Source organism: Devosia limi DSM 17137 (assembly GCF_900128975.1).
GTDB lineage: Bacteria > Pseudomonadota > Alphaproteobacteria > Rhizobiales > Devosiaceae > Devosia > Devosia limi.
Genome location: NZ_FQVC01000020.1, coordinates 23,381 through 42,531 on the forward strand (window position 1 = coordinate 23,381; position 19,151 = coordinate 42,531).

Sequence of the window (19,151 nt, forward strand, 5' to 3'; positions counted from 1 at the left end):
CACTTGACCAACCGTACCCCCCTTCGCCTTCCCGGCATTACCGAGCTGCCCCCGTCGGGGCGTGGCATGCGCATTGGCCTGTTCGGCGGCAGCTTCAATCCGGTCCATGAGGGCCATCTGCTGGTCGCCGAGCAGACCCTGCTCAAGCTCGAGCTCGATGCACTCTGGGTGCTGGTCACACCCGGCAATCCGCTCAAGGACCGCACCGAACTGGCCCCGCTCGAGGAGCGCGTGCGCGCCACGCGCGCCATGATGGACCATCCCCGCATCAAGGTGACCGGCTTCGAGGCCGCCCATGGCTTCACCTATTCCTGGCAGACGGTGCGCTTTCTCACCCAGTCGCTGCCGGGCCGCAAATTCGTCTGGATCATGGGCGCCGACAATCTCGTCGCCTTTGATCGCTGGGAGCGTTGGCGCGATATCGCGGCCATGCTGCCCATGGCCATTTATGTGCGTCCCGGCTCCAATCGGCGCGCGCCGACCTCGCTGGCGGCGACGGCGCTGGCCCGTTATCGCATCGATGAAAGCGACGCCGGACGGCTCGCCAGCCTCAAACCACCCGCCTGGGTGTATCTTCACGGCCTCACTTCGGCACTTTCTTCGTCCGCTATCCGCGCACGACGCCGTCGTGAGCCCCTAGTTTGAGCTCTCCATCTTGCACCGCACGATCCGAGAGCGCATATTGGCAAAGTGTGATAGTAATCACCGGAACAGGAACTGACCGCTTGTCGTTTTCAAAGACGCGCGTACCTTCCAAGCAACAACCAAGGATGTTGACCCCTCGCATGACCCATGCTCGAGCATGGGCGGAAGGCCATTGCTGATGGCCGGACAGCCCAACAATTCCACCCCCGACACCACGCCAGCGGCTGTGGCAAATCCGGAACGCCCGATGATCGATGTCATTCTGGAATGCCTTGACGATGCCAAGGCCGAACAGACCGTGGCCGTCGACATCACAGGCAAGTCCTCGCTGGCCGACCACATGGTGGTCACCTCCGGCCGTTCGCAGCGCCATGTTGGCGCCGTGGCCGACCAGATGATCAAGGCCCTGCGCGAAGCCGGCTATGACAAGCCGCGGATCGAAGGCCTGCCCCATTGCGATTGGGTGCTGGTCGATGCCGGCGATGTCATCGTCCACATCTTCCGGCCCGAAGTGCGCGAGTTCTACAACATCGAAAAGATGTGGCAGGCGGACTTCGCCGCTGACGCGCACTAACGCTTGCCAATGCGCGTGAGCATTGCTGCGGTCGGCCGCATGAAGGCCGGCCCCGAACGCGAACTGGTGGCCCGTTATCTCGAACGTGCCGCCGGTGGCGGCCGCCCGCTCGCGCTGACCGGCTTTGGCGTCATCGAACTGACTGAATCACGCTCGTCCTCGTCGGCCTCTCGCAAGAGCGACGAGGCGAACGCTTTGGGCGCCGCCCTGCCCGAAGGGGTGATCGTTGCGCTCGATGAACGCGGCAAATCCATCAGTTCGCAAGCGCTGGCCAAACAGGTCGAGCGCTGGCGCGACGATGGCCGCCCCGCCGTCAGCTTTGTCATTGGCGGCGCCGATGGGCTCGATCCCCGCTTTGTTGCCGATGCCGATCTTGTGCTGAGCTTTTCGCCAATGGTCTGGCCGCACCAGCTGGTGCGTATCATGCTGGCCGAGCAGCTCTACCGCGTGACCACCATCCTGTCGGGGCACCCCTATCATCGCGGCGAGTGAATCAACGATTTCGTGACCATGCCCCACCTTGGTCGCGCCCCATTCGCCCCGCATCACCCACCAAATTCCGCCATGGTTAAGCAACGTTAACCTGCGGTTTTCCGGCGCCTTGCTATTGTGCGCGGATTGATTCGGGGCGCATGCGCCCCTTGGGAGTGGCAATGTCGGTACGGCCCGGCCTGAAGAGAGCAATTGCAAGCACGGGCCTGGTGCTCGGGCTGCTTTCGGCTGTCCCAATTCATGCCCAGAATGCGCCGTCGCCCACCCCGGCCCCCGACGCAGCTGCCCCTGCCGAACTCACCACCCCGGCGGCCACCGAACCGCTTGGCTCCGATGCCGCAACCCGTGCCGCCGATCTGGCCAGCATCGAGGCCTCGCTCGGGGTCACCCGCGAGCGCGCCGAAGAGCTCAAGCGGGAAATCGCCGAAATGGAAGGCGACCGAACCAAGCAGAACGCCGCCCTCATCGCTGCGGCGCAACGCGTCAAGCTCGCCGAAATCGAAGTGGCCGATGTCGAAGAGCGCCTCAGCCAGCTCATTGTTTCCGAGCTCGAAGTGCGAGGGCGCCTCGATGGTGCCGATGCCGAAATGGCCAATGTTCTGGCCGCACTCGAACGCATTTCTCTCAATCCGCCCCCGGCACTGATCGTCGACCCCGCCGATGCCCTGGGCTCGGCCCGCTCCGCCATCCTGATCGCCGCCATCGTGCCGCAACTGCGCGCCAAGGCGGAAGCGGTCACCAGCGACCTCAAGACGCTGACCGATATCAAGGCTGCTGCCCTCGCCGAAGAAACCACGCTCAAGGCCAATTATTCTGTACTCGAAGAGGAGCAATTGCGCATTGCCACCCTCATCATGGCGCGCAAGCAGGGCGTCGAGGTGATGAGCGCGCAATTGCAGGCCGAAGAGGCTGAGGCTGTCGCCCTCGCCGCGCGCGCCAGCACGCTCAAGGAGCTGATCGACAGCCTCTCCGAGCGCATGACCACACTTCCGGTGACACCCGGCTCCGAGAACGACGTGCCGCCCTTGAGCGCCGAGGCCATCCGCATGGCATTGGCCAATACCGCCCGTACCGAGCCGGGCGTGCCCTTCGCCCAGGCAAAAGGTCACCTGATCCTGCCCTCCAACGGCGTCAATGTCGTCGATTTCGGCGCCGGCGACGGTTTTGGCGGCATCTCGCACGGCCTCTCCATTGTCACCCGCGCCGAGGCGCAGGTCGTGGCGCCGGCCGATGGCTGGGTGCTCTATAAGGGCCCTTACCTCAATTACGGCCAAATCGTCATTCTCAATACGGGGCAGAACTTCACTGCCCTGCTCGCGGGTCTCGATGCCGTGACCGTCGACATCGGCCAGTTCGTCCTCATGGGGGAGCCTATCGGCACCATGGGATCACGCACAATTGGCCGGACCATAACCACCAATGCTGGCAACTCCCAGCCGACCCTTTATATTGAGCTGCGACGAGACAATGAGCCCATCGATCCGACCGGATGGTGGGCACCCCTGGCGACTACGACCTGAGAGTGGATTGATCCTGATGCGTTTTACGACCATTCGCACCGCCGCCTTGACGCTGGCGCTGCTGCTGCCTGCGACCGCCCTACACGGCCAGGAGGCACCGGCACCTGCGCCGGAGCAGGTCGAACCCGAAGCCAATCCGAGCGGCGAAAAGCCCGAGCCGGCCGCAGACGCAGCCGCCGCGCCGCGCGATCCGCTGGAAATCTATTCGGACCTCAATCTGTTCGGTCAGATCTTTGACCGCATCCGCTCCGAATATGTTGATGCCCCCGATGAGGAAGAGCTGATCCGCGCCGCAATCCAGGGCATGCTGACCTCGCTCGACCCCCATTCAGGCTATCTCCCGCCGGCTGACTATGACGAGATGCGCGAAGACACCTCGGGTGAATTCGGCGGCCTTGGCATTGAAGTCACCATGGAAGAGGGCGTCATCAAGGTGGTTTCGCCCATCGATGACACCCCCGCTGCCAGGGCCGGCATCCTGACCAATGACCTGATCGTCGAGATCGATGGCGTGCCGGTGCAGGGCCTGACCCTGGACGACGCTGTCGCCAAGATGCGTGGCCTTATTGGCACCACCACCACGATCACGGTGGTGCGTGAAGGCGTCACCGATCCGCTGGAGTTTGATTTGACTCGCGCCGTCATCGCCATGCGCGCCGTGCGCTGGTCGATGGAAGGCGACGTCGCGCTGCTGCGCCTGTCACGCTTTTCCGAGCAGGCTTTTGTCGGCATCCAGAACGCCATCAAGTCGATCTATGACGAACGCAAGGGCGTGGCGCCCAAGGGCATCATCCTCGACCTGCGCAACAATCCGGGCGGTCTGGTGGACCAGTCGGTCTATGTGACCGACGCCTTCCTCAAGCAGGGCGCCGTCGTGCTGACCCGCGGCCGTATCCCCGAGGAAAGCGCCCGCTACGACGCCCAGCCTGACGCCCTTGATGCCCAGATTGCCGATGTGCCGCTGGTGGTGCTGATCAATGGTGGCTCCGCCTCGGCCTCCGAGATCGTCGCCGGTGCTCTGCAGGATCACAAGCGGGCCACCCTTGTGGGCACGCGCTCGTTCGGCAAGGGTTCGGTGCAGTCGATCATCTCGCTCGGCGCCGATGGCGCCATGCGCCTGACCACGGCTCGCTATTACACCCCCAACAACCGCTCGATCCAGGCCCTGGGCATCACCCCGGATATCGAGATCAAGCAGGTCGTCCCCGAAGAATTCCAGGGCCGCGACGAAATCATCGGCGAAGCCGGTCTCACCGGCCATATTTCGAGCGGCAACGAGGAAGAGGCTTCGGTCGGTTCCTCGGTCTATGTGCCGATCGAAAAGGCCGACGATACCCAGCTGCAATATGCCATTCGCCTGATCAATGGCGAAGAGACCAACCCGGCCTTCCCGCCCAAGGCCGAATGAGCCTGCGGCGAACTATGTTATGACCTCATCCCATGGCGGGGCGGCTGATTCGTCGTCCCGCCATTTCGTTGATCCATAGGGTCCGCCACTGCATGGCCAATGATCTCGGCACGCCGCTGACCGGGCGCAAGCGCAAATCCGTACCCGAGGGGGCCAGTGGCCGCCGCGGCTTGCCGCTTGCACGCGGGCTCTTCGCCATTATCGCCATCATCATTGTCGGCTTTGCCGCGCGCATCGCCCTGGTCGATGACCCCAATGGCGGTCGCCCTACCCAAGAGGCGGCGATCACCAGCAGCCAGAATGGCAATTCGGTCGCCAATTCCGTCGCGACGGGACCGGTGACCATCACCGCTGATCCCGGCCAATTCCCGGCGGGCAGCACGATCATCACCGTCGACAATAGCGGCGGCGCACCAGCAAATGTCTCGCCTTCCGGCCTGCCCGCCGCCAATGGCACCATTCCCGATCTCAGCGAGGAAACCGCCGAAGGCCCGATACCGCGCATTTCGCCGACCGGTCAGACCCCGTTCGCCGCCTATTCTCGTGCCCCGACCGTCGCCCCTGCCCCCGGCACCGGCCAGATCGCCCTGATCGTTACCGGCCTCGGCATCAATGAACAGGGCTCGCTCGACGCCATCGACGCCCTGCCCGAGGATGTGACGCTGGCCTTTGCGCCCTATGGCAAGACCCTGCAATCGACCGTTGCCGCTGCCCGCGCCGGTGGTCATGAGGTCTTCCTCGAAATTCCGCTCGAGCCATTCGATTATCCCCAGAACGATCCCGGCCCTCAGACCCTGCTGACCGGTGAGCCGCCCCGCGCCAATCTCGACAAGCTGTTCTGGCTGATGGCCCGCTTTGGCGGCTATGCGGGGGTCATCAACAATATGGGCGCCCGCTTCACCGCCTCCGCCGCCGACTTCTCGCCGGTGATGGAAGAGCTTGGCGCGCGTGGCCTGGGCTATGTCGACGATGGCTCCTCCAACCGTTCGCTGGCGCCGCAATTGGCCGCCGGCAACAAGGTGCCATTCTCCCGGGTCGATATGGTCATCGACAATAATCCCGCCCGCGACCCCATTCAGGCGGCGCTGGCCAGCCTTGAAATCAAGGCAAGGCAGAACGGCTCTGCCATTGGCATCCTCAGCGCCTTGCCGATCTCGGTGCAGACCGTCACCGAATGGGCGCGCGCCCTGGATAGCAAGGGCCTGATGCTGGTGCCGGCCAGCGCCCTGATGAAATAGAGAGTTTGACCATGTCCCTCCGCCCCGATCGTGAAGCCATGCCCTACCGCGACTGCGTCGGCATCGCGCTGTTCAATGCCACGGGCAAGGTCTTCATTGGCCGCCGCAAGATGGACGAGAATATCGAAGACACGACCGAAGTCCTGGCGCCCTGGCAAATGCCGCAGGGCGGCATCGACAAGGGCGAGGACCCGCTCAGGGCCGCGCTGCGCGAATTGCATGAAGAAACCAGCATCACCAATGTGAGCCTCCTCGCCGAGGCGCCGGAATGGATCTATTACGACCTGCCGGACGAAGATCTCGGCATTGCCCTCAAGGGCAGGTTTCGCGGCCAGCGCCAGCGCTGGTTCGCCTTCGCCTTTACCGGCGATGACAGCGAGATCGACGTGCTGGCTCCCGGCGGCGGCAAGCACCCCGCCGAGTTCGACGCCTGGCGCTGGGAAAGCCTGACCAGGATGCCCACCCTGATCGTGCCGTTCAAGAAGGACGCCTATGACAAGGTCGTGGCCGCCTTTGCCGATATCCCGCAACGCCTGGCCCAGAGCTGACCCATGCGCACCATTGGCCTGATCGGTGGCATGAGCTGGGAATCCACCGCCCATTACTATCGCGTGCTCAATCAGGAAACGGCGCGGCGGCTGGGCGGACTGCACTCCGCGCCCGTGATCGTCCACTCCCTGGATTTTGCACCAATTGAAGCCATGCAGCGCGCCGGCGACTGGGACGGCGCCGGCCGCGAACTGGCGCGCTCGGCCCAGGGCCTCGTTGCCGCCGGGGCCGAGATCATCGGGCTTGCCACCAACACCATGCATATCGTCGCCGACACCATCACCGCCGGCCTCGACGCCCGCTTCGTTCACATCGCCGATCCCACGGCCGATGCCCTGCTGGCCGACGGCTTTGAAACCGTGGGGCTTCTGGGCACCCGGTTCACCATGGAAATGGGGTTCTACCGCGAGCGCCTGGAAGCGCGCGGCCTTTCCGTGCTGATCCCCGAGATCGACCGCACCAATCTCAATGGCATCATCTATGAGGAACTCTGCCGCGGCATCGTGCGCGACGAGTCCCGTCGGACCTATGTGACCGCCATTGAGCGCCTCGCCGCCCGGGGTGCCGAAGCGGTCATTCTGGGCTGCACCGAGATCGCCATGCTGATCGATGATTCGGTCAGCCCGCTGCCGGTCTATGACACCACCGATCTGCACGCCAAGGCGCTGGTTACCGCCGCTTTGGCCTAGGCTGCACGCCTGCCATCGGCCTGCCGGACCACAGCATCGGCCAGCGTGAACACATCGACGATGCGGTCGAGCTCGCTGGCCTGCGCTTCCGTCTGTTCGATCGCGGCATTGGTTTGTTCCACCAGCGCCGCATTATGCTGGGTCATCTCATCAAGCGCGCGCACCGCCGTTGACACCTCGTCGATTGCGGCGACCTGCTCGCCATTTTCTTCGGCAATGGTCTTCATCAGGCCAGTATTGGTCCGCGCCCGCGCCAGCATATCCGCCAGCCGCCCGGCCGCATCCGCCACAAGGCCCGAGCCGGTCTTGACCTCATTGGCTGACTGCTCGATCAGCACCTTCACCTCGGCCGAGGCGCCGGCGGCCGATTGCGCCAGCCGCCGCACTTCAACCGCGACGACAGCGAAGCCCTTGCCTGCATCGCCGGCCCGCGCGGCCTCCACCGACGCATTCAGCGCCAGCAGGTTCGTCTGAAAGGCGATGTCGTCGATCATGCCGATGATATTGGAGATCCGTGCCGAACTGCCGCTGATCCGCTCCATGGCGTCATTAGCCCGAGCCATCACCGCGCCGCCGTCCTCGGCACTGCGGGTCACCGCCTCGGCGTCCAGGCTGGCCTGACGGGCCAGGCTGGCATTCTGCGCCACGGTATCAGCCAATTGCGCCATCGCCGCCGCCGTCTCCTCGATCGTCGTGGCCTGTCGCGTCGTCCGTTCGCTCAAGTCGTTGGCGCCCGCCAGAATCTCCCCGGTAGCCACCTTGAGCGCATGCGAGGTCTGCTTGATCTGGCCGACAACCGCGGCAAAGCGCGCGACGGCGCCATTGAGTGCCTGCCGCAGGCCCTCGAATTCGGGCGGGAACGGCGTATCGATGCTGGCGGTCAGATCGCCATCGGCGAGCTGCGCCAGCCCCTCCCCGATCGCCGCAACCGCCAGACGCCGCGCCGTCACATCGGTCGCAAACTGCACGATCTTATAGGCCTTGCCGTCCAGCCCGATGATCGGGTTGAACGTGCTTTGAATCCAGATTTCGCGGCCGTCCCGGGCGCGGCGACGATATTCGCCACTCTTGAACGCGCCTGCCGCCAGCTCCTGCCAGAACCTTTGATAGTCTGGCGCGGTGGGATCGGCGTCAAACAGGAACAGCGCATTGGGCTGTCCCTCCACCTCATCGAGGCGATAGCCGGTCAGCTTGAGGAAATTGGCATTGGCGGTGAGCAACTCGCCGCTCAGCGAGAACTCTGCCACCACCTGCGACATGGCAATGGCAGCCAGCTGGCCGGCATGATCGGTCGCCTGCACCAGGTGTCGGTCGGTCTCGGCCCCCAGCTCCGCCACCTTGATCATATTGCCGCGAAACACCTCCACGGCCCGCGCCATTGCGCCAATCTCATTGCGCCGCCCGGTATAGGGCACCGCACTGTCCAGCGCGCCCGTCGCGATGCTGCTCATGACGGCAGAGAGCTTGGGGATCGGTCGGGTCAGCACCCGCGAAAACAGCAGCGCCATCCCCCCGATCAGCACAAAGGCGATCGCCCCCACCATGCCCAGCATGCTCAGGGTCTTGCCCAGAACGGCCTCGATGGGCCCCCGGTCGACCGCCACCAGCAGCGCCCCAATCACCGTGCCGTCAGCCATGCGGATCGGCTGGTGCAGGGTGAAATAGCGGGTGCCCTCGATCACTGCCTCGCCCCGCACCGGCGTTCCGGCCAGCAGCGCGTCAAACAGGGGCGTGCCGGCGCCAATCGGCGCATCGAGTTTCCGCTCCCCGTCCGGCAGCAGCAGGCTGGTGGTGCCGACGACAAAATCCGGGCTGACCTCGGTATTGTGGACATAGATCGCCGCATTCTGCCCCGTGACCGCCGCAATCGTGTCGATCACGGCATGGCTGCGAAAACGCGGCATCGAGCGCATCTGCAACTCGGCGACATTGCCGCTCGCATCGGCGATGATCTCGAGGCTGGGCAGATTGACCTGCAGGATCGCCGCTGTGATGCGGGTAGCGCTGGCCATCTCGCTGTCGGCATCCTCCTTGGCCGAACCCGACAGACTGACCAACACCCCGATTGAAACCGCCAGGATGGCGATGGTGATCGAACCGATTGCCAGTCCGGCAATCGCTGCGGTCAGTCGGATATTGCCAAGCCAGCGGCCAAAGAAAGCACTCATGCGTGATATCCCAATCCCGGCCGCCACGCCAAAGCATGGCTGCGAGCCCCGTTGGAGGCCCAGAGTGCGCAATAATCCTTAAGCGGCCGTATACGTCCTGTTCGTTCTCTAGGCGAAGCAATCGCCTGCCTAATGACTAGGCACAAATTCACCACTTGCGCCCGCCAAAACAAAAAGGGCCGCCTCCCAAAGGAGACGGCCCTTAAGCTCTAAGCGGCGTTGCGCCAGATCAATGCACGTGGGCGCCGTTGATCTGACCGGCCTCAATCGCCAGGTTGAGCAGTGCGCTCACCACTTCCTGGGCATAGGACTTGTCCTCAGGGGACTGGGCCCGCTGCAATTCTTCTTCGGCCGCCTTGATCTGGGCGGTCAGGTCGCCATGGTCGAACTCGGCGAACGGGGAGGCTTGCTCGGCCAGGATGGTCAGGCCTTCCGGCGATACATCGGCAAAGCCGCCACGCACGAAGAACACGGACGGGCTGGCATTGGCAGCGGTCACGGTAATGAAACCCGGCCGCAGCGTCGTCATGAACGGCGCATGGTCGTCCATCACGGTGAAATAGCCCTCGCTGCCGGGCACGGTGACCGAAGTCACGACTTCCGACAGCACCAGCCGCTCAGGCGACACGATCTCGATCTTGAGGCCATCAGCCATTTTTTTGGTCCCTTAACGGAGCGCCCGAAGTATCGAGCCTATGCAAATGGGTCCGCCGCGCACGGCGAACCCAAACGGCTAAAATCAGGCGGCCTGTGCGGCCAGCTTCTGCGCCTTCTTGACGGCATCTTCGATGGTGCCGACCATGTAGAAGGCGGCTTCAGGCAGGTGGTCATACTCGCCGGCAACCAGGCCCTTGAAGCCCTTGATGGTGTCTTCGAGCTGCACGAACACGCCGGGCGAACCGGTGAACACTTCGGCCACGTCGAAGGGCTGGCTCATGAAGCGTTCGACCTTGCGGGCGCGCGCCACGGTGAGCTTGTCCTCTTCGGACAATTCGTCCATGCCCAGGATCGCGATGATGTCCTGCAGCGCCTTGTACTTCTGCAGCACTTCCTGAACGCGACGCGCAACTTCGTAGTGCTCCTGGCCAACAACGTTGGCATCCAGGATACGCGAGTTGGATGCCAGCGGGTCAACGGCGGGATAGATGCCCTTTTCCGAGATCGCACGGTTCAGCACGGTCACGGCGTCGAAGTGGGCGAACGAGGTCGCCGGTGCCGGATCGGTCAAGTCGTCGGCGGGCACGTACACGGCCTGAACCGAGGTGATCGAGCCCTTGTTCGTGGTGGTGATGCGTTCCTGCATCGCACCCATGTCGGTCGCCAGCGTCGGCTGGTAACCCACGGCCGAAGGAATACGACCCAGCAGAGCCGACATTTCGGCGCCGGCCTGGGTGAAGCGGAAGATGTTGTCCACGAAGAACAGCACGTCCTGGCCCTGGTCGCGGAAGTTTTCCGCAACGGTCAGACCGGACAGCGCCACGCGGGCACGGGCCCCGGGAGGCTCGTTCATCTGGCCGAACACGAGGGCGCACTTGGAACCAGCGGCCGAGCCACCGTTCTCATGGGGGTCCTTGTTCACGCCCGATTCGATCATTTCGTGATAGAGATCGTTGCCTTCGCGGGTGCGTTCACCCACGCCAGCGAACACCGAGTAACCACCATGCGCCTTGGCGACGTTGTTGATCAGTTCCTGGATCAGAACGGTCTTGCCCACGCCGGCGCCGCCCATCAGGCCGATCTTGCCGCCGCGTGCGTAAGGAGCGATCAGGTCGACGACCTTGATGCCGGTGACCAGAACCTGCGATTCCGGGTTCTGCTCGGCAAAGCTTGGCGCTTCCTGGTGAATTTCGCGACGTTCGGTTTCACCGATCGGGCCGGCTTCGTCGATCGGCTCACCGATGACGTTCATGATGCGGCCCAGGGTCGCTTCGCCAACCGGCACGCGGATGGCGGTGCCCAGATCGGTCACTTCGGTGCCGCGAACCAGACCCTCGGTGGTGTCCATGGCAATGGTGCGCACGGCGTTTTCGCCAAGGTGCTGCGCCACTTCCAGCACGAGGCGCTGGCCGTTGTTGTAGGTTTCCAGCGCATTCAGAATCGCGGGCAGGTGATCGTCGAACGTGACGTCGACGACGGCGCCGATGACCTGCGATACGCGACCGGCCTTTTTCTCTGCCATTTGTTCGTCCTCGCTTGTGAGTTAGAGCGCTTCCGCGCCCGAAATGATTTCGATGAGTTCTTTGGTGATCTGGGCCTGGCGCTGGCGGTTGTAGCTCAGCTGCAGCTGACCGATCATTTCGCCGGCGTTGCGGGTGGCGTTGTCCATCGCGGACATCTGCGCACCGTAGAACGAGGCGGAGTTTTCGAGCAGCGAACGCAGGATCTGAACCGCAATATTGCGCGGCAGCAGGTCTTCCACGATGGCTTCTTCGCTCGGCTCGTATTCGTAGGGAATAGCAGCCGCTTCAGCGACGCCTTCGCCGGCCGGCTTTTCGAGCTTGGCCGGGATCAGCTGCTGGGCCGTCGGCACCTGGCTGATGACACTGCCGAACTTGGCAAAGAACAGGGTCGCCACGTCGAACTCGCCGGCATTGAACATGGCCAGCACCTTATCCGCCACCTGCTGGGCCTGGACGAATCCGACCTGCTTGATTTCGCGGAAATTGAAGGTGTCGACGATCAGTTCTGGATACTGCCGGCGCAGGATATCGTGGCCCTTGCGGCCCACGGTGAGGATCTTGACGGTCTTGCCCTGGCTGATGAGCTTGGCAGCATGCTCACGCGCCAGCCGGGCGATCGAGGAGTTGAAGCCACCGGCCAGGCCGCGTTCGCCGGTCGCGACGACCAGCAGATGCACCTGATCCTTGCCCGTGCCGCCCAGCAGCACGGGTGCGTTTTCCTGGCCATCATAGACGGCGCCAAGTGCTGCCAGGACCTTGCCCATGCGCTCGGCATAGGGGCGTGCAGCCTCGGCTGCGTCCTGGGCGCGGCGGAGCTTGGCCGCCGCGACCATCTGCATGGCCTTGGTGATCTTCTGGGTCGATTTGACCGAGTCGATCCGGTTCTTGAGGTCCTTTAGCGACGGCATGAGCTGGTCGTCTCCCTGCTGGCCTTAGGCCGCGTAGGTCTTCTTGATCTCGTCGAGAGCCGACTTGAGCTTGGCGCGGGTATCGTCGCTCAGAGCTTTTTCGGTCGCGATGGTTTTCAGCAGGTCGGCATACTTGCCGCGCAGCGCCGACAGCACCGTCTTCTCGAAGTCGGCAACCTTGTTGACCGGCAGCGAGTCGAGATAGCCATTGGCACCGGCGAAGATCACCGCAACCTGTTCTTCCGTCTTGAGCGGGCTGAACTGGGGCTGCTTGAGCAGCTCGGTCAGACGCGCACCACGGTTCAGCAGGCGCTGGGTCGACGCATCGAGGTCCGAACCGAACTGGGCGAAAGCCGCCATTTCGCGGTACTGGCTGAGCTCACCCTTGAGCGAGCCGGCAACCTGCTTCATCGCCTTGATCTGGGCCGAACCACCAACGCGCGACACCGACAGACCGACGTTCACGGCCGGACGGATACCCTGGAAGAACAGATTGGTTTCCAGGAAGATCTGGCCGTCGGTGATCGAGATCACGTTGGTCGGGATATAGGCGGACACGTCATTGGCCTGGGTTTCGATAACCGGCAGAGCGGTCAGCGAGCCCGAACCATGGGCTTCGTTCATCTTGGCAGCGCGCTCGAGCAGGCGCGAGTGCAGGTAGAACACGTCGCCCGGGTAAGCTTCACGGCCTGGCGGACGACGCAGCAGCAGCGACATCTGGCGGTAGGCAACGGCCTGCTTGGTCAGATCGTCATAGGCGATCACGGCATGCATGCCATTGTCGCGGAAATATTCGCCGATGGCGCAGCCGGTGAACGGCGCGATGTACTGGAGCGGTGCCGGATCGGATGCGGTCGCCGCAATCACGATCGAGTACTGCAGGGCGCCGGCTTCTTCGAGCTGCTTGACGAACTGGGCCACGGTCGAGCGCTTCTGGCCGACAGCGACATAGATGCAATACAGCTTGTCGGTTTCCGACGCATTGGCGTCATGGGCTGCCTTCTGGTTGAGGAAGGTGTCCAGAATGATTGCCGACTTGCCGGTCTGACGGTCGCCAATGATCAGCTCGCGCTGGCCACGGCCGACGGGGATCAGCGCGTCGATAGCCTTGAGACCGGTCGACATCGGCTCATGCACCGACTTGCGCGGCAGAATGCCAGGCGCCTTGACGTCGACGCGGCGGCGCTCGGTGTGCTCGATCGGGCCCTTGCCATCGATCGGATTGCCGAGACCGTCGACCACGCGGCCGAGCAGACCCTTGCCGACCGGAGTGTCCACGATCGAGCCGGTGCGCTTGACCACGTCACCTTCCTTGATCGAACGGTCATTGCCGAAGATCACGACGCCGACATTGTCGGTTTCCAGGTTCAGGGCCATGCCCTTGATGCCGCCCGGGAACTCGACGAGCTCACCGGCCTGCACATTGTCGAGGCCGTAGACACGGGCAATACCGTCACCGACGGAGAGCACCTGACCGACTTCGGAAACCTGGGCTTCCTGGCCGAAATTCTTGATCTGGTCCTTGAGGATCGCAGAAATTTCCGCGGCTTTGATGTCCATTATCCGACCTCTTTCATGGCGATCTTCATCGCAGCGAGTTTTGTCTTGAGTGAGCTATCGATCATCTGGCTGCCGACCTTCACCTGAAGGCCGCCAATCAAGGACGCATCGACATGTTGGTTGAGCGTGACAGTCTTGCCGATCTTGGCCTTGAGCGTCTGCGCCAGGGCCGCGACCTGCTCGCCCGTCAGCGGCGTCGCCGACGTCACATCGGCGGTGATCTCGCCGCGAGCCTGGGCGGCCAGTTCGCGGAAGCTCGCAATGATCTGGTCCAGCGCAAACAAGCGGCCGTTCCTGGCAACCAGCTTGAGGAAATTGGCCAGCAATGGATTGGTCTTTGCCTTGGCCAGCAACGCATCGAGCGCTTCTGCCTTGGTGTCCCCGGAAATCACCGGGGAGCGCAGGAAGCGCGAGAAGTCAGCGCTTTCCCCGATCAGCCTGGAGATGTCGGAAAGGCCGGTTTCCACCGAGGCCAGCTGGTTCTCGCTTTGTGCGAGATCGAACAGCGCCGACGCATAAGGTCGCGCAATCTGCACAAGCACTGAATTCTGCGCTGCCAATGCCGCATCACCCTCTTGGTTGCCTGCCCCCGACCCACCCAGATTTCTCATGAAAGCCGGGCGGCCGCTGACGCTTGTTCTTGAATGGGAAAGGGGGCGTCCGACGACCCCTTTAAAGTCGCGCTCGCTCTAACACAAGCATCGCGCGCCATGCAAGGCTTGGGCCCGCGATTCCCGACATGCGAAAGTGTCGCAGGGGCCGTTACATGAAGCTCATGGGGTCAATATCGACCTGCACGCGCAGATTGCCGGTGATCTTGTCGGCCGAACCCAGCCAGAATCGGACATAGCCCGAGAGGTCGAAATCCTTGCCCGATTGGGCCAGCAGCCGCACCCGATGGCGCCCGCGCACCATGGCGACCGGCGCGTCGGCCGGGCCGAACAGCTTGACCCCATCGGCCATCGGCGCCGCCGAAAGCAGCTTTTTGGCATAGTTCATCGCCACGTCATGCTCATTGGCCGAAACGATCAGCGCCGCCAGCCGCCCGAATGGCGGCAGCCCGCCGGCCTCGCGCGCCGCCAGTTCATGGGCATAGAAAGCCTCGCGGTCGCCGGTGACCATGGCCCGCATCACCGGGTGATCGGGATGATAGGTCTGCAGGAACGCCTTGCCATTGCGTGAGGCGCGCCCGGCCCGGCCCGCCACCTGCGTCAGGATCTGGAAGGTCTTTTCCGCCGCCCGCGGATCGCCATGCGCCAGCCCCAGATCGGCATCGAGCACCCCGACCACGGTGAGCTTTTCGAAATGGTGCCCCTTGGACACCAGCTGCGTGCCGATGATCAGGTCATATTCACCGCGCTCGATCTCCGAGAATCGGTCGCGCAATTGCGCATTGCTGCCCATGTCCGAGGACAGCACCACCCGCCGCGCATCGGGAAAGCGCGCCGCCGCCTCCTCGGCAATCCGCTCGATGCCCGGCCCCACGGCGATCAGCGCATCGACCTCGCCACAGGCGCCGCACGCCTTGGGCGTGCGCGTTTCATGGCCACAATGGTGGCACATTAACACGCCGCGGAAACGGTGCTCCACCATCCAGGCCGAGCAATCGGGGCATTGGTACTGATGCCCGCAGGAGCGGCACAGCGTCAGCGGCGCATAGCCCCGTCGATTGAGAAACAGCAGCGCCTGCTCGCCCCGTTCGATGGCCGAGAAGACCTCGCGCGCCAATTGCGGGGCGATCCATTGCCCCTTGTCCGGCCCATCGGTGCGCATATCGATGGCGGTGATATTGGGCATCGCCGCCTCGGCAAAGCGCGAGGTCAGCAGCACATGGGCATAGCGTCCAGTATTGGCATTGTTGCGCGTTTCCACCGATGGCGTCGCCGAGGACAGAATCACCCGCGCATTGGCCAGGTGCGCCCGCACCACCGCCATGTCGCGCGCATGGTAATTGACGCCTTCCGATTGCTTGTAGGCGCCGTCATGCTCCTCATCGAGCACCAGCATGCCCAGTTCGCGGAACGGCAGGAACAGCGCCGAGCGCGCCCCCACCACCGCCCGCACCGTGCCATCGAGCACCCCGCGCCAGACGCGGCCGCGCTGCACCGGGGTCATGTCGGAATGCCATTCCGCCGGCCGAGTGCCGAACCGCTTGGTGAAGCGCTCGAGAAAAGTATGCGTCAGGGCGATTTCGGGCAGCAATATCACGGCCTGCCGTCCGGCCCGCAGCGTATCGGCCACCGCCTCGAAGAACACTTCGGTCTTGCCGCCCCCGGTAACGCCATCGAGCAGCGCCACGCCGAACCTGTGCGGATCGAGCGCCGCGATCTGGTCGAACGCGGCCTGCTGCTCGTCATTGAGCCGGGCAATGGCCGCATCCGGATCGGGCGGCTGCACCACCGGTGGCGGCGGCATTTCCAGCCGCTCGATCGCGCCCGCCCGCTCCAGCCCCTCGATCACCGATGCCGAACACCCGGCCGCCCCGATCAGCGCCGGCTTGGCCCAGGCCAGATCGTCATTGAGCGCATCGAGCACGCGCAACCGGGCCGGCGTCAGCTTATCCGGCTCATGGCCGGTGCGCCGATAAGCCACCACCGGGCGCGGACTATCCAGCGCTTCGGTCGAGCGCAGCACCGCGCGCAGCACCTGGCCCGGGGCCGCCAGCGTATAGCGTGCCACCCAGTCGACCAGCTTCAGCAATTCCTCGCTGAGCGGGGGCACATCATAGGCCTGGGCGATATCCTTGAGGCGGTTATGCGCCACCATATCCTTGGGTGGCCCCCAGACCACGCCCAGCGTCAGGCGTGGTCCCAGCGGCACCGCAACAATCGAGCCACGGGTCACGCTCATGCCGGGCGGCACCCGATAGGTATAGGGGCCCTCGACCGCGACCCCCACCATAACCGCTACAATGTCCGGACGTTCCAGCATCGGTACCCGCTTTGTTCACTGCGCAACATAAGCATCGCGCAGTGATTCTGCGACCGGCCTCAGACCACGACCAGCGTCGAGCCGCTCCGCACATTGTCATGGAGGTGGATGATGTCCTGCTGCAGCAGGCGCACACAGCCGCTGGACACAGCCTTGCCGATGGTGCGCTCGTCGGGATTGCCGTGGATGCGGTAGATGGTGTCGACATTGCCCTGGTGAATATAAAGGGTCCGCGCGCCCAGCGGATTGTCGAGGCCCGGCGCCATGCCGTGCCGATAGGGCTCCAGCTCCGGCTGGCGGGCGATCATCTCGGACGGCGGCGTCCAGGTCGGCCACTTCCTCTTGTAGGCAATGTGGGCGCGGCCCGACCAGGCATAGCCATCGCGGCCGATGCCGACGCCATAGCGGGTGGCCATGCCGTCCTTGCCGACATGGTAGAGGAAGCGGTTGGGCGTATCGACGACCACCGTACCCGGCTTTTCGCCGGTCGGGTCGACAACCTCCTGGCGCCAGTAGATCGGATCGACCAGCGACATGTCGGCGGCGCGCAGCGGGAACTCCTCGTCATAGACGGGGCCATACATCATCTGCACATCGGGCGGCACGGCATGGCGGGTCGGCTGGACCGCGGCGGCAACGCGCGGCGGCGCCGTGGTGGCGCAGCCGGCCAGGGCCAGGGCGGAAAGGGTGGCGGCGCCGGCCAGGAACTGGCGGCGGCCAAGAAGATTAGCAGTCATGACAATAGCTTTCTGGATGCGGCGCGGGGCCGCCGGATCTTGGGGACGGGTTCGAATGCCGGGCTAGCCGCGTCGTGGTGGAGGCAGCTCGGCCTCCGGCCAGCGCATCTGCACCACCTGGGGTTCGCCCACCAGCACGGCCAGTTGCAGCTGGGGAGCTGGAGGCTGCAGCGACGCGACCAGCACGCCGAGATCGGGGTGGCAGGTCATCACCCGCTTGCCACCGAGCCCCTTGCAGCTCCAGAACGAGATCGGCTCGCCATCGCTGACCACCGGCGCCGTGCTGTGGGCAAGTGCAATCCGGTTGAGACCCAACCCGAGCGTCAGGCTTGGCCCGGTCAGCGCCGCGACGGCGAATACCAGCAACAGGATGGAAATTATGCGCTTCATGCCCCTGCCATAGCGCGCCGCAGCCCTTGCAGGCTAGGTATCTCACGCCAGTGTGTGCCGCCCGGCAGGAGCACGCCGGAAAGTGATGCAACCCGGCAACACCTGCTCGCACGCCCGCTCTCGGCCCCCAAACAAAGTTAAGTCCGGATTTACCGGCGCGCGCCAGACTCGCCCCATGACCGATTCCGCCTTCGCCACCGATGATGCCCTGCGCAACCAGATCGCTCTCTGGCAGCGCGAGCTCGGCTCGGTCCGGCGCCTGGCGCCCAATACGCTGGAAGCCTATGGCCGCGACCTCGATCAGTTCCTCTGCTTTCTCTCCGGCCATGTCGGCGGCACCGTAACCCTGGCGGTCCTGCGCGACCTGCGCGGCGCCGATATCCGCGCTTTCATGGCCGTGCGGCGGGCCGATAGCCTGGGATCGCGCTCGCTGGCGCGGGTGCTCTCGGCGCTCAAGTCCTTTTTCCGCTATCTCGAACGCCAGGGCGTGGTGGCTACCGAGGCGCTCAATGTCATCCGCACCCCCAAGCTGGCTAAATCCCTGCCCAAGGCGCTGACCGTCATTGAAGCCCGCCGCACCGTCACCGCCACCGCCGAAATGGAAGAGCGCCCCTGGGTCGCCGCCCGCGACATGGCCGTCCTCTCGCTTTGCTATGGCGCGGGTCTGCGTATCGCCGAGGCCCTCGCCGTCACCCGTGGCGATCTCGAAGGCCCCTCGCTGCGCGTCACCGGCAAGGGGGGCAAACTCCGGCTGGTGCCGCTGATCGACACTGTCCGCCGTTCCGTCGAACTCTATCTCGAGCTCTGCCCGTTCAAGCTCTGGCCGGACGAACCGCTGTTCCGGGGCGTCAAGGGCGGCGTGCTCTCACCCCGGCTGATCCAGCTGCGCGTCGTCCAGCTGCGCAGCGCCCTGGGCCTGCCGCCTTCGGCCACGCCGCACGCCCTGCGCCATTCCTTCGCCACCCACCTGCTGGGCCGCGGCGGCGATCTGCGCGCCATCCAGGAACTGCTCGGCCACGCCTCGCTCTCGACGACGCAAATCTATACCGCCGTCGACACCGAGCGCCTCCTCGACAGCTACCGCAAGGCCCATCCCCGCGGCTAACCCCCTTCCTTCCTTCCTTCCTTCCTTCCTTCCTTCCTTCCTTCCTTCCTTCCTTCC

18 protein-coding genes are annotated in these 19,151 nt (G+C 64.3%); 9 read left to right on the top strand and 9 right to left on the bottom strand.

What is annotated here, in order from left to right:
* Positions 1-3 precede the first annotated feature (3 nt).
* From BUA69_RS20055 to BUA69_RS20090, 8 genes are all read left to right on the top strand, one after another.
* Positions 4-645, top strand: coding sequence for a nicotinate-nucleotide adenylyltransferase (locus BUA69_RS20055; RefSeq protein ID WP_046134431.1), 642 nt, complete (start codon positions 4-6; stop codon positions 643-645).
* A gap of 178 nt (positions 646-823) precedes the next feature.
* On the top strand, positions 824-1,219 hold the full coding sequence (rsfS, locus tag BUA69_RS20060; RefSeq protein ID WP_046134448.1) for a ribosome silencing factor: 396 nt from the start codon (positions 824-826) through the stop codon (positions 1,217-1,219).
* 9 nt (positions 1,220-1,228) lie between these two features.
* Positions 1,229-1,711: a 23S rRNA (pseudouridine(1915)-N(3))-methyltransferase RlmH gene (gene rlmH / locus BUA69_RS20065; RefSeq protein ID WP_046134430.1), complete on the top strand. Its 483-nt coding sequence runs from the start codon at positions 1,229-1,231 to the stop codon at positions 1,709-1,711.
* A 161-nt stretch (positions 1,712-1,872) separates the two neighbouring features.
* Positions 1,873-3,231 carry a murein hydrolase activator EnvC family protein gene (locus tag BUA69_RS20070; protein WP_072866657.1) on the top strand — a complete coding sequence of 453 codons (1,359 nt, stop codon included), beginning with the start codon at positions 1,873-1,875 and terminating at the stop codon, positions 3,229-3,231.
* Between the two features lie 16 nt (positions 3,232-3,247).
* The gene (locus BUA69_RS20075) at positions 3,248-4,639 is read left to right on the top strand and encodes a S41 family peptidase (RefSeq protein WP_082093918.1); all 1,392 of its coding nucleotides are present in this window, start codon (positions 3,248-3,250) and stop codon (positions 4,637-4,639) included.
* A 92-nt stretch (positions 4,640-4,731) separates the two neighbouring features.
* Entirely contained in the window at positions 4,732-5,877 is a 1,146-nt protein-coding gene (locus BUA69_RS20080) for a divergent polysaccharide deacetylase family protein (RefSeq protein ID WP_160300146.1), read from the top strand.
* Between the two features lie 5 nt (positions 5,878-5,882).
* Positions 5,883-6,425 carry an RNA pyrophosphohydrolase gene (locus BUA69_RS20085; RefSeq protein WP_178371412.1) on the top strand — a complete coding sequence of 181 codons (543 nt, stop codon included), beginning with the start codon at positions 5,883-5,885 and terminating at the stop codon, positions 6,423-6,425.
* A 3-nt stretch (positions 6,426-6,428) separates the two neighbouring features.
* Positions 6,429-7,115 (top strand): aspartate/glutamate racemase family protein, encoded by a 687-nt coding sequence (locus BUA69_RS20090; RefSeq protein ID WP_046136320.1) that lies wholly within the window; start codon positions 6,429-6,431, stop codon positions 7,113-7,115.
* On the opposite strand, the gene BUA69_RS20095 is transcribed toward BUA69_RS20090, so the two are convergent.
* The 9 genes from BUA69_RS20095 to BUA69_RS20135 form a co-directional block, all read right to left on the bottom strand.
* Positions 7,112-9,283, bottom strand: a complete 2,172-nt coding sequence (locus BUA69_RS20095; protein WP_072866658.1) for a methyl-accepting chemotaxis protein — start codon at positions 9,281-9,283, stop codon at positions 7,112-7,114. The genes BUA69_RS20090 and BUA69_RS20095 overlap by 4 nt on opposite strands.
* A gap of 229 nt (positions 9,284-9,512) precedes the next feature.
* Positions 9,513-9,938, bottom strand: a complete 426-nt coding sequence (locus tag BUA69_RS20100) for a F0F1 ATP synthase subunit epsilon (protein ID WP_046136319.1) — start codon at positions 9,936-9,938, stop codon at positions 9,513-9,515.
* 84 nt (positions 9,939-10,022) lie between these two features.
* Positions 10,023-11,462, bottom strand: a complete 1,440-nt coding sequence (atpD, locus tag BUA69_RS20105) for a F0F1 ATP synthase subunit beta (protein ID WP_046136318.1) — start codon at positions 11,460-11,462, stop codon at positions 10,023-10,025.
* Between the two features lie 21 nt (positions 11,463-11,483).
* Entirely contained in the window at positions 11,484-12,371 is an 888-nt protein-coding gene (locus BUA69_RS20110; RefSeq protein WP_046136317.1) for a F0F1 ATP synthase subunit gamma, read from the bottom strand.
* 24 nt (positions 12,372-12,395) lie between these two features.
* Entirely contained in the window at positions 12,396-13,931 is a 1,536-nt protein-coding gene (atpA, locus tag BUA69_RS20115; RefSeq protein WP_046136316.1) for a F0F1 ATP synthase subunit alpha, read from the bottom strand.
* Complete coding sequence (locus BUA69_RS20120) at positions 13,931-14,473, bottom strand: F0F1 ATP synthase subunit delta (RefSeq protein WP_244468797.1); 543 nt, start codon at positions 14,471-14,473, stop codon at positions 13,931-13,933. Before BUA69_RS20120 ends, atpA begins: the two co-directional genes overlap by 1 nt.
* Before the next feature lie 220 nt (positions 14,474-14,693).
* Positions 14,694-16,862, bottom strand: a complete 2,169-nt coding sequence (locus BUA69_RS20125; protein WP_046136314.1) for a primosomal protein N' — start codon at positions 16,860-16,862, stop codon at positions 14,694-14,696.
* A gap of 59 nt (positions 16,863-16,921) precedes the next feature.
* Complete coding sequence (locus BUA69_RS20130) at positions 16,922-17,599, bottom strand: L,D-transpeptidase (protein WP_046136313.1); 678 nt, start codon at positions 17,597-17,599, stop codon at positions 16,922-16,924.
* A 63-nt stretch (positions 17,600-17,662) separates the two neighbouring features.
* Entirely contained in the window at positions 17,663-17,989 is a 327-nt protein-coding gene (locus BUA69_RS20135) for a hypothetical protein (protein ID WP_046136312.1), read from the bottom strand.
* 175 nt (positions 17,990-18,164) lie between these two features.
* On the opposite strand from BUA69_RS20135, the gene BUA69_RS20140 reads away from it, so the two are divergent.
* On the top strand, positions 18,165-19,094 hold the full coding sequence (locus BUA69_RS20140; protein WP_046136311.1) for a tyrosine recombinase XerC: 930 nt from the start codon (positions 18,165-18,167) through the stop codon (positions 19,092-19,094).
* Positions 19,095-19,151: the final 57 nt, after the last annotated feature.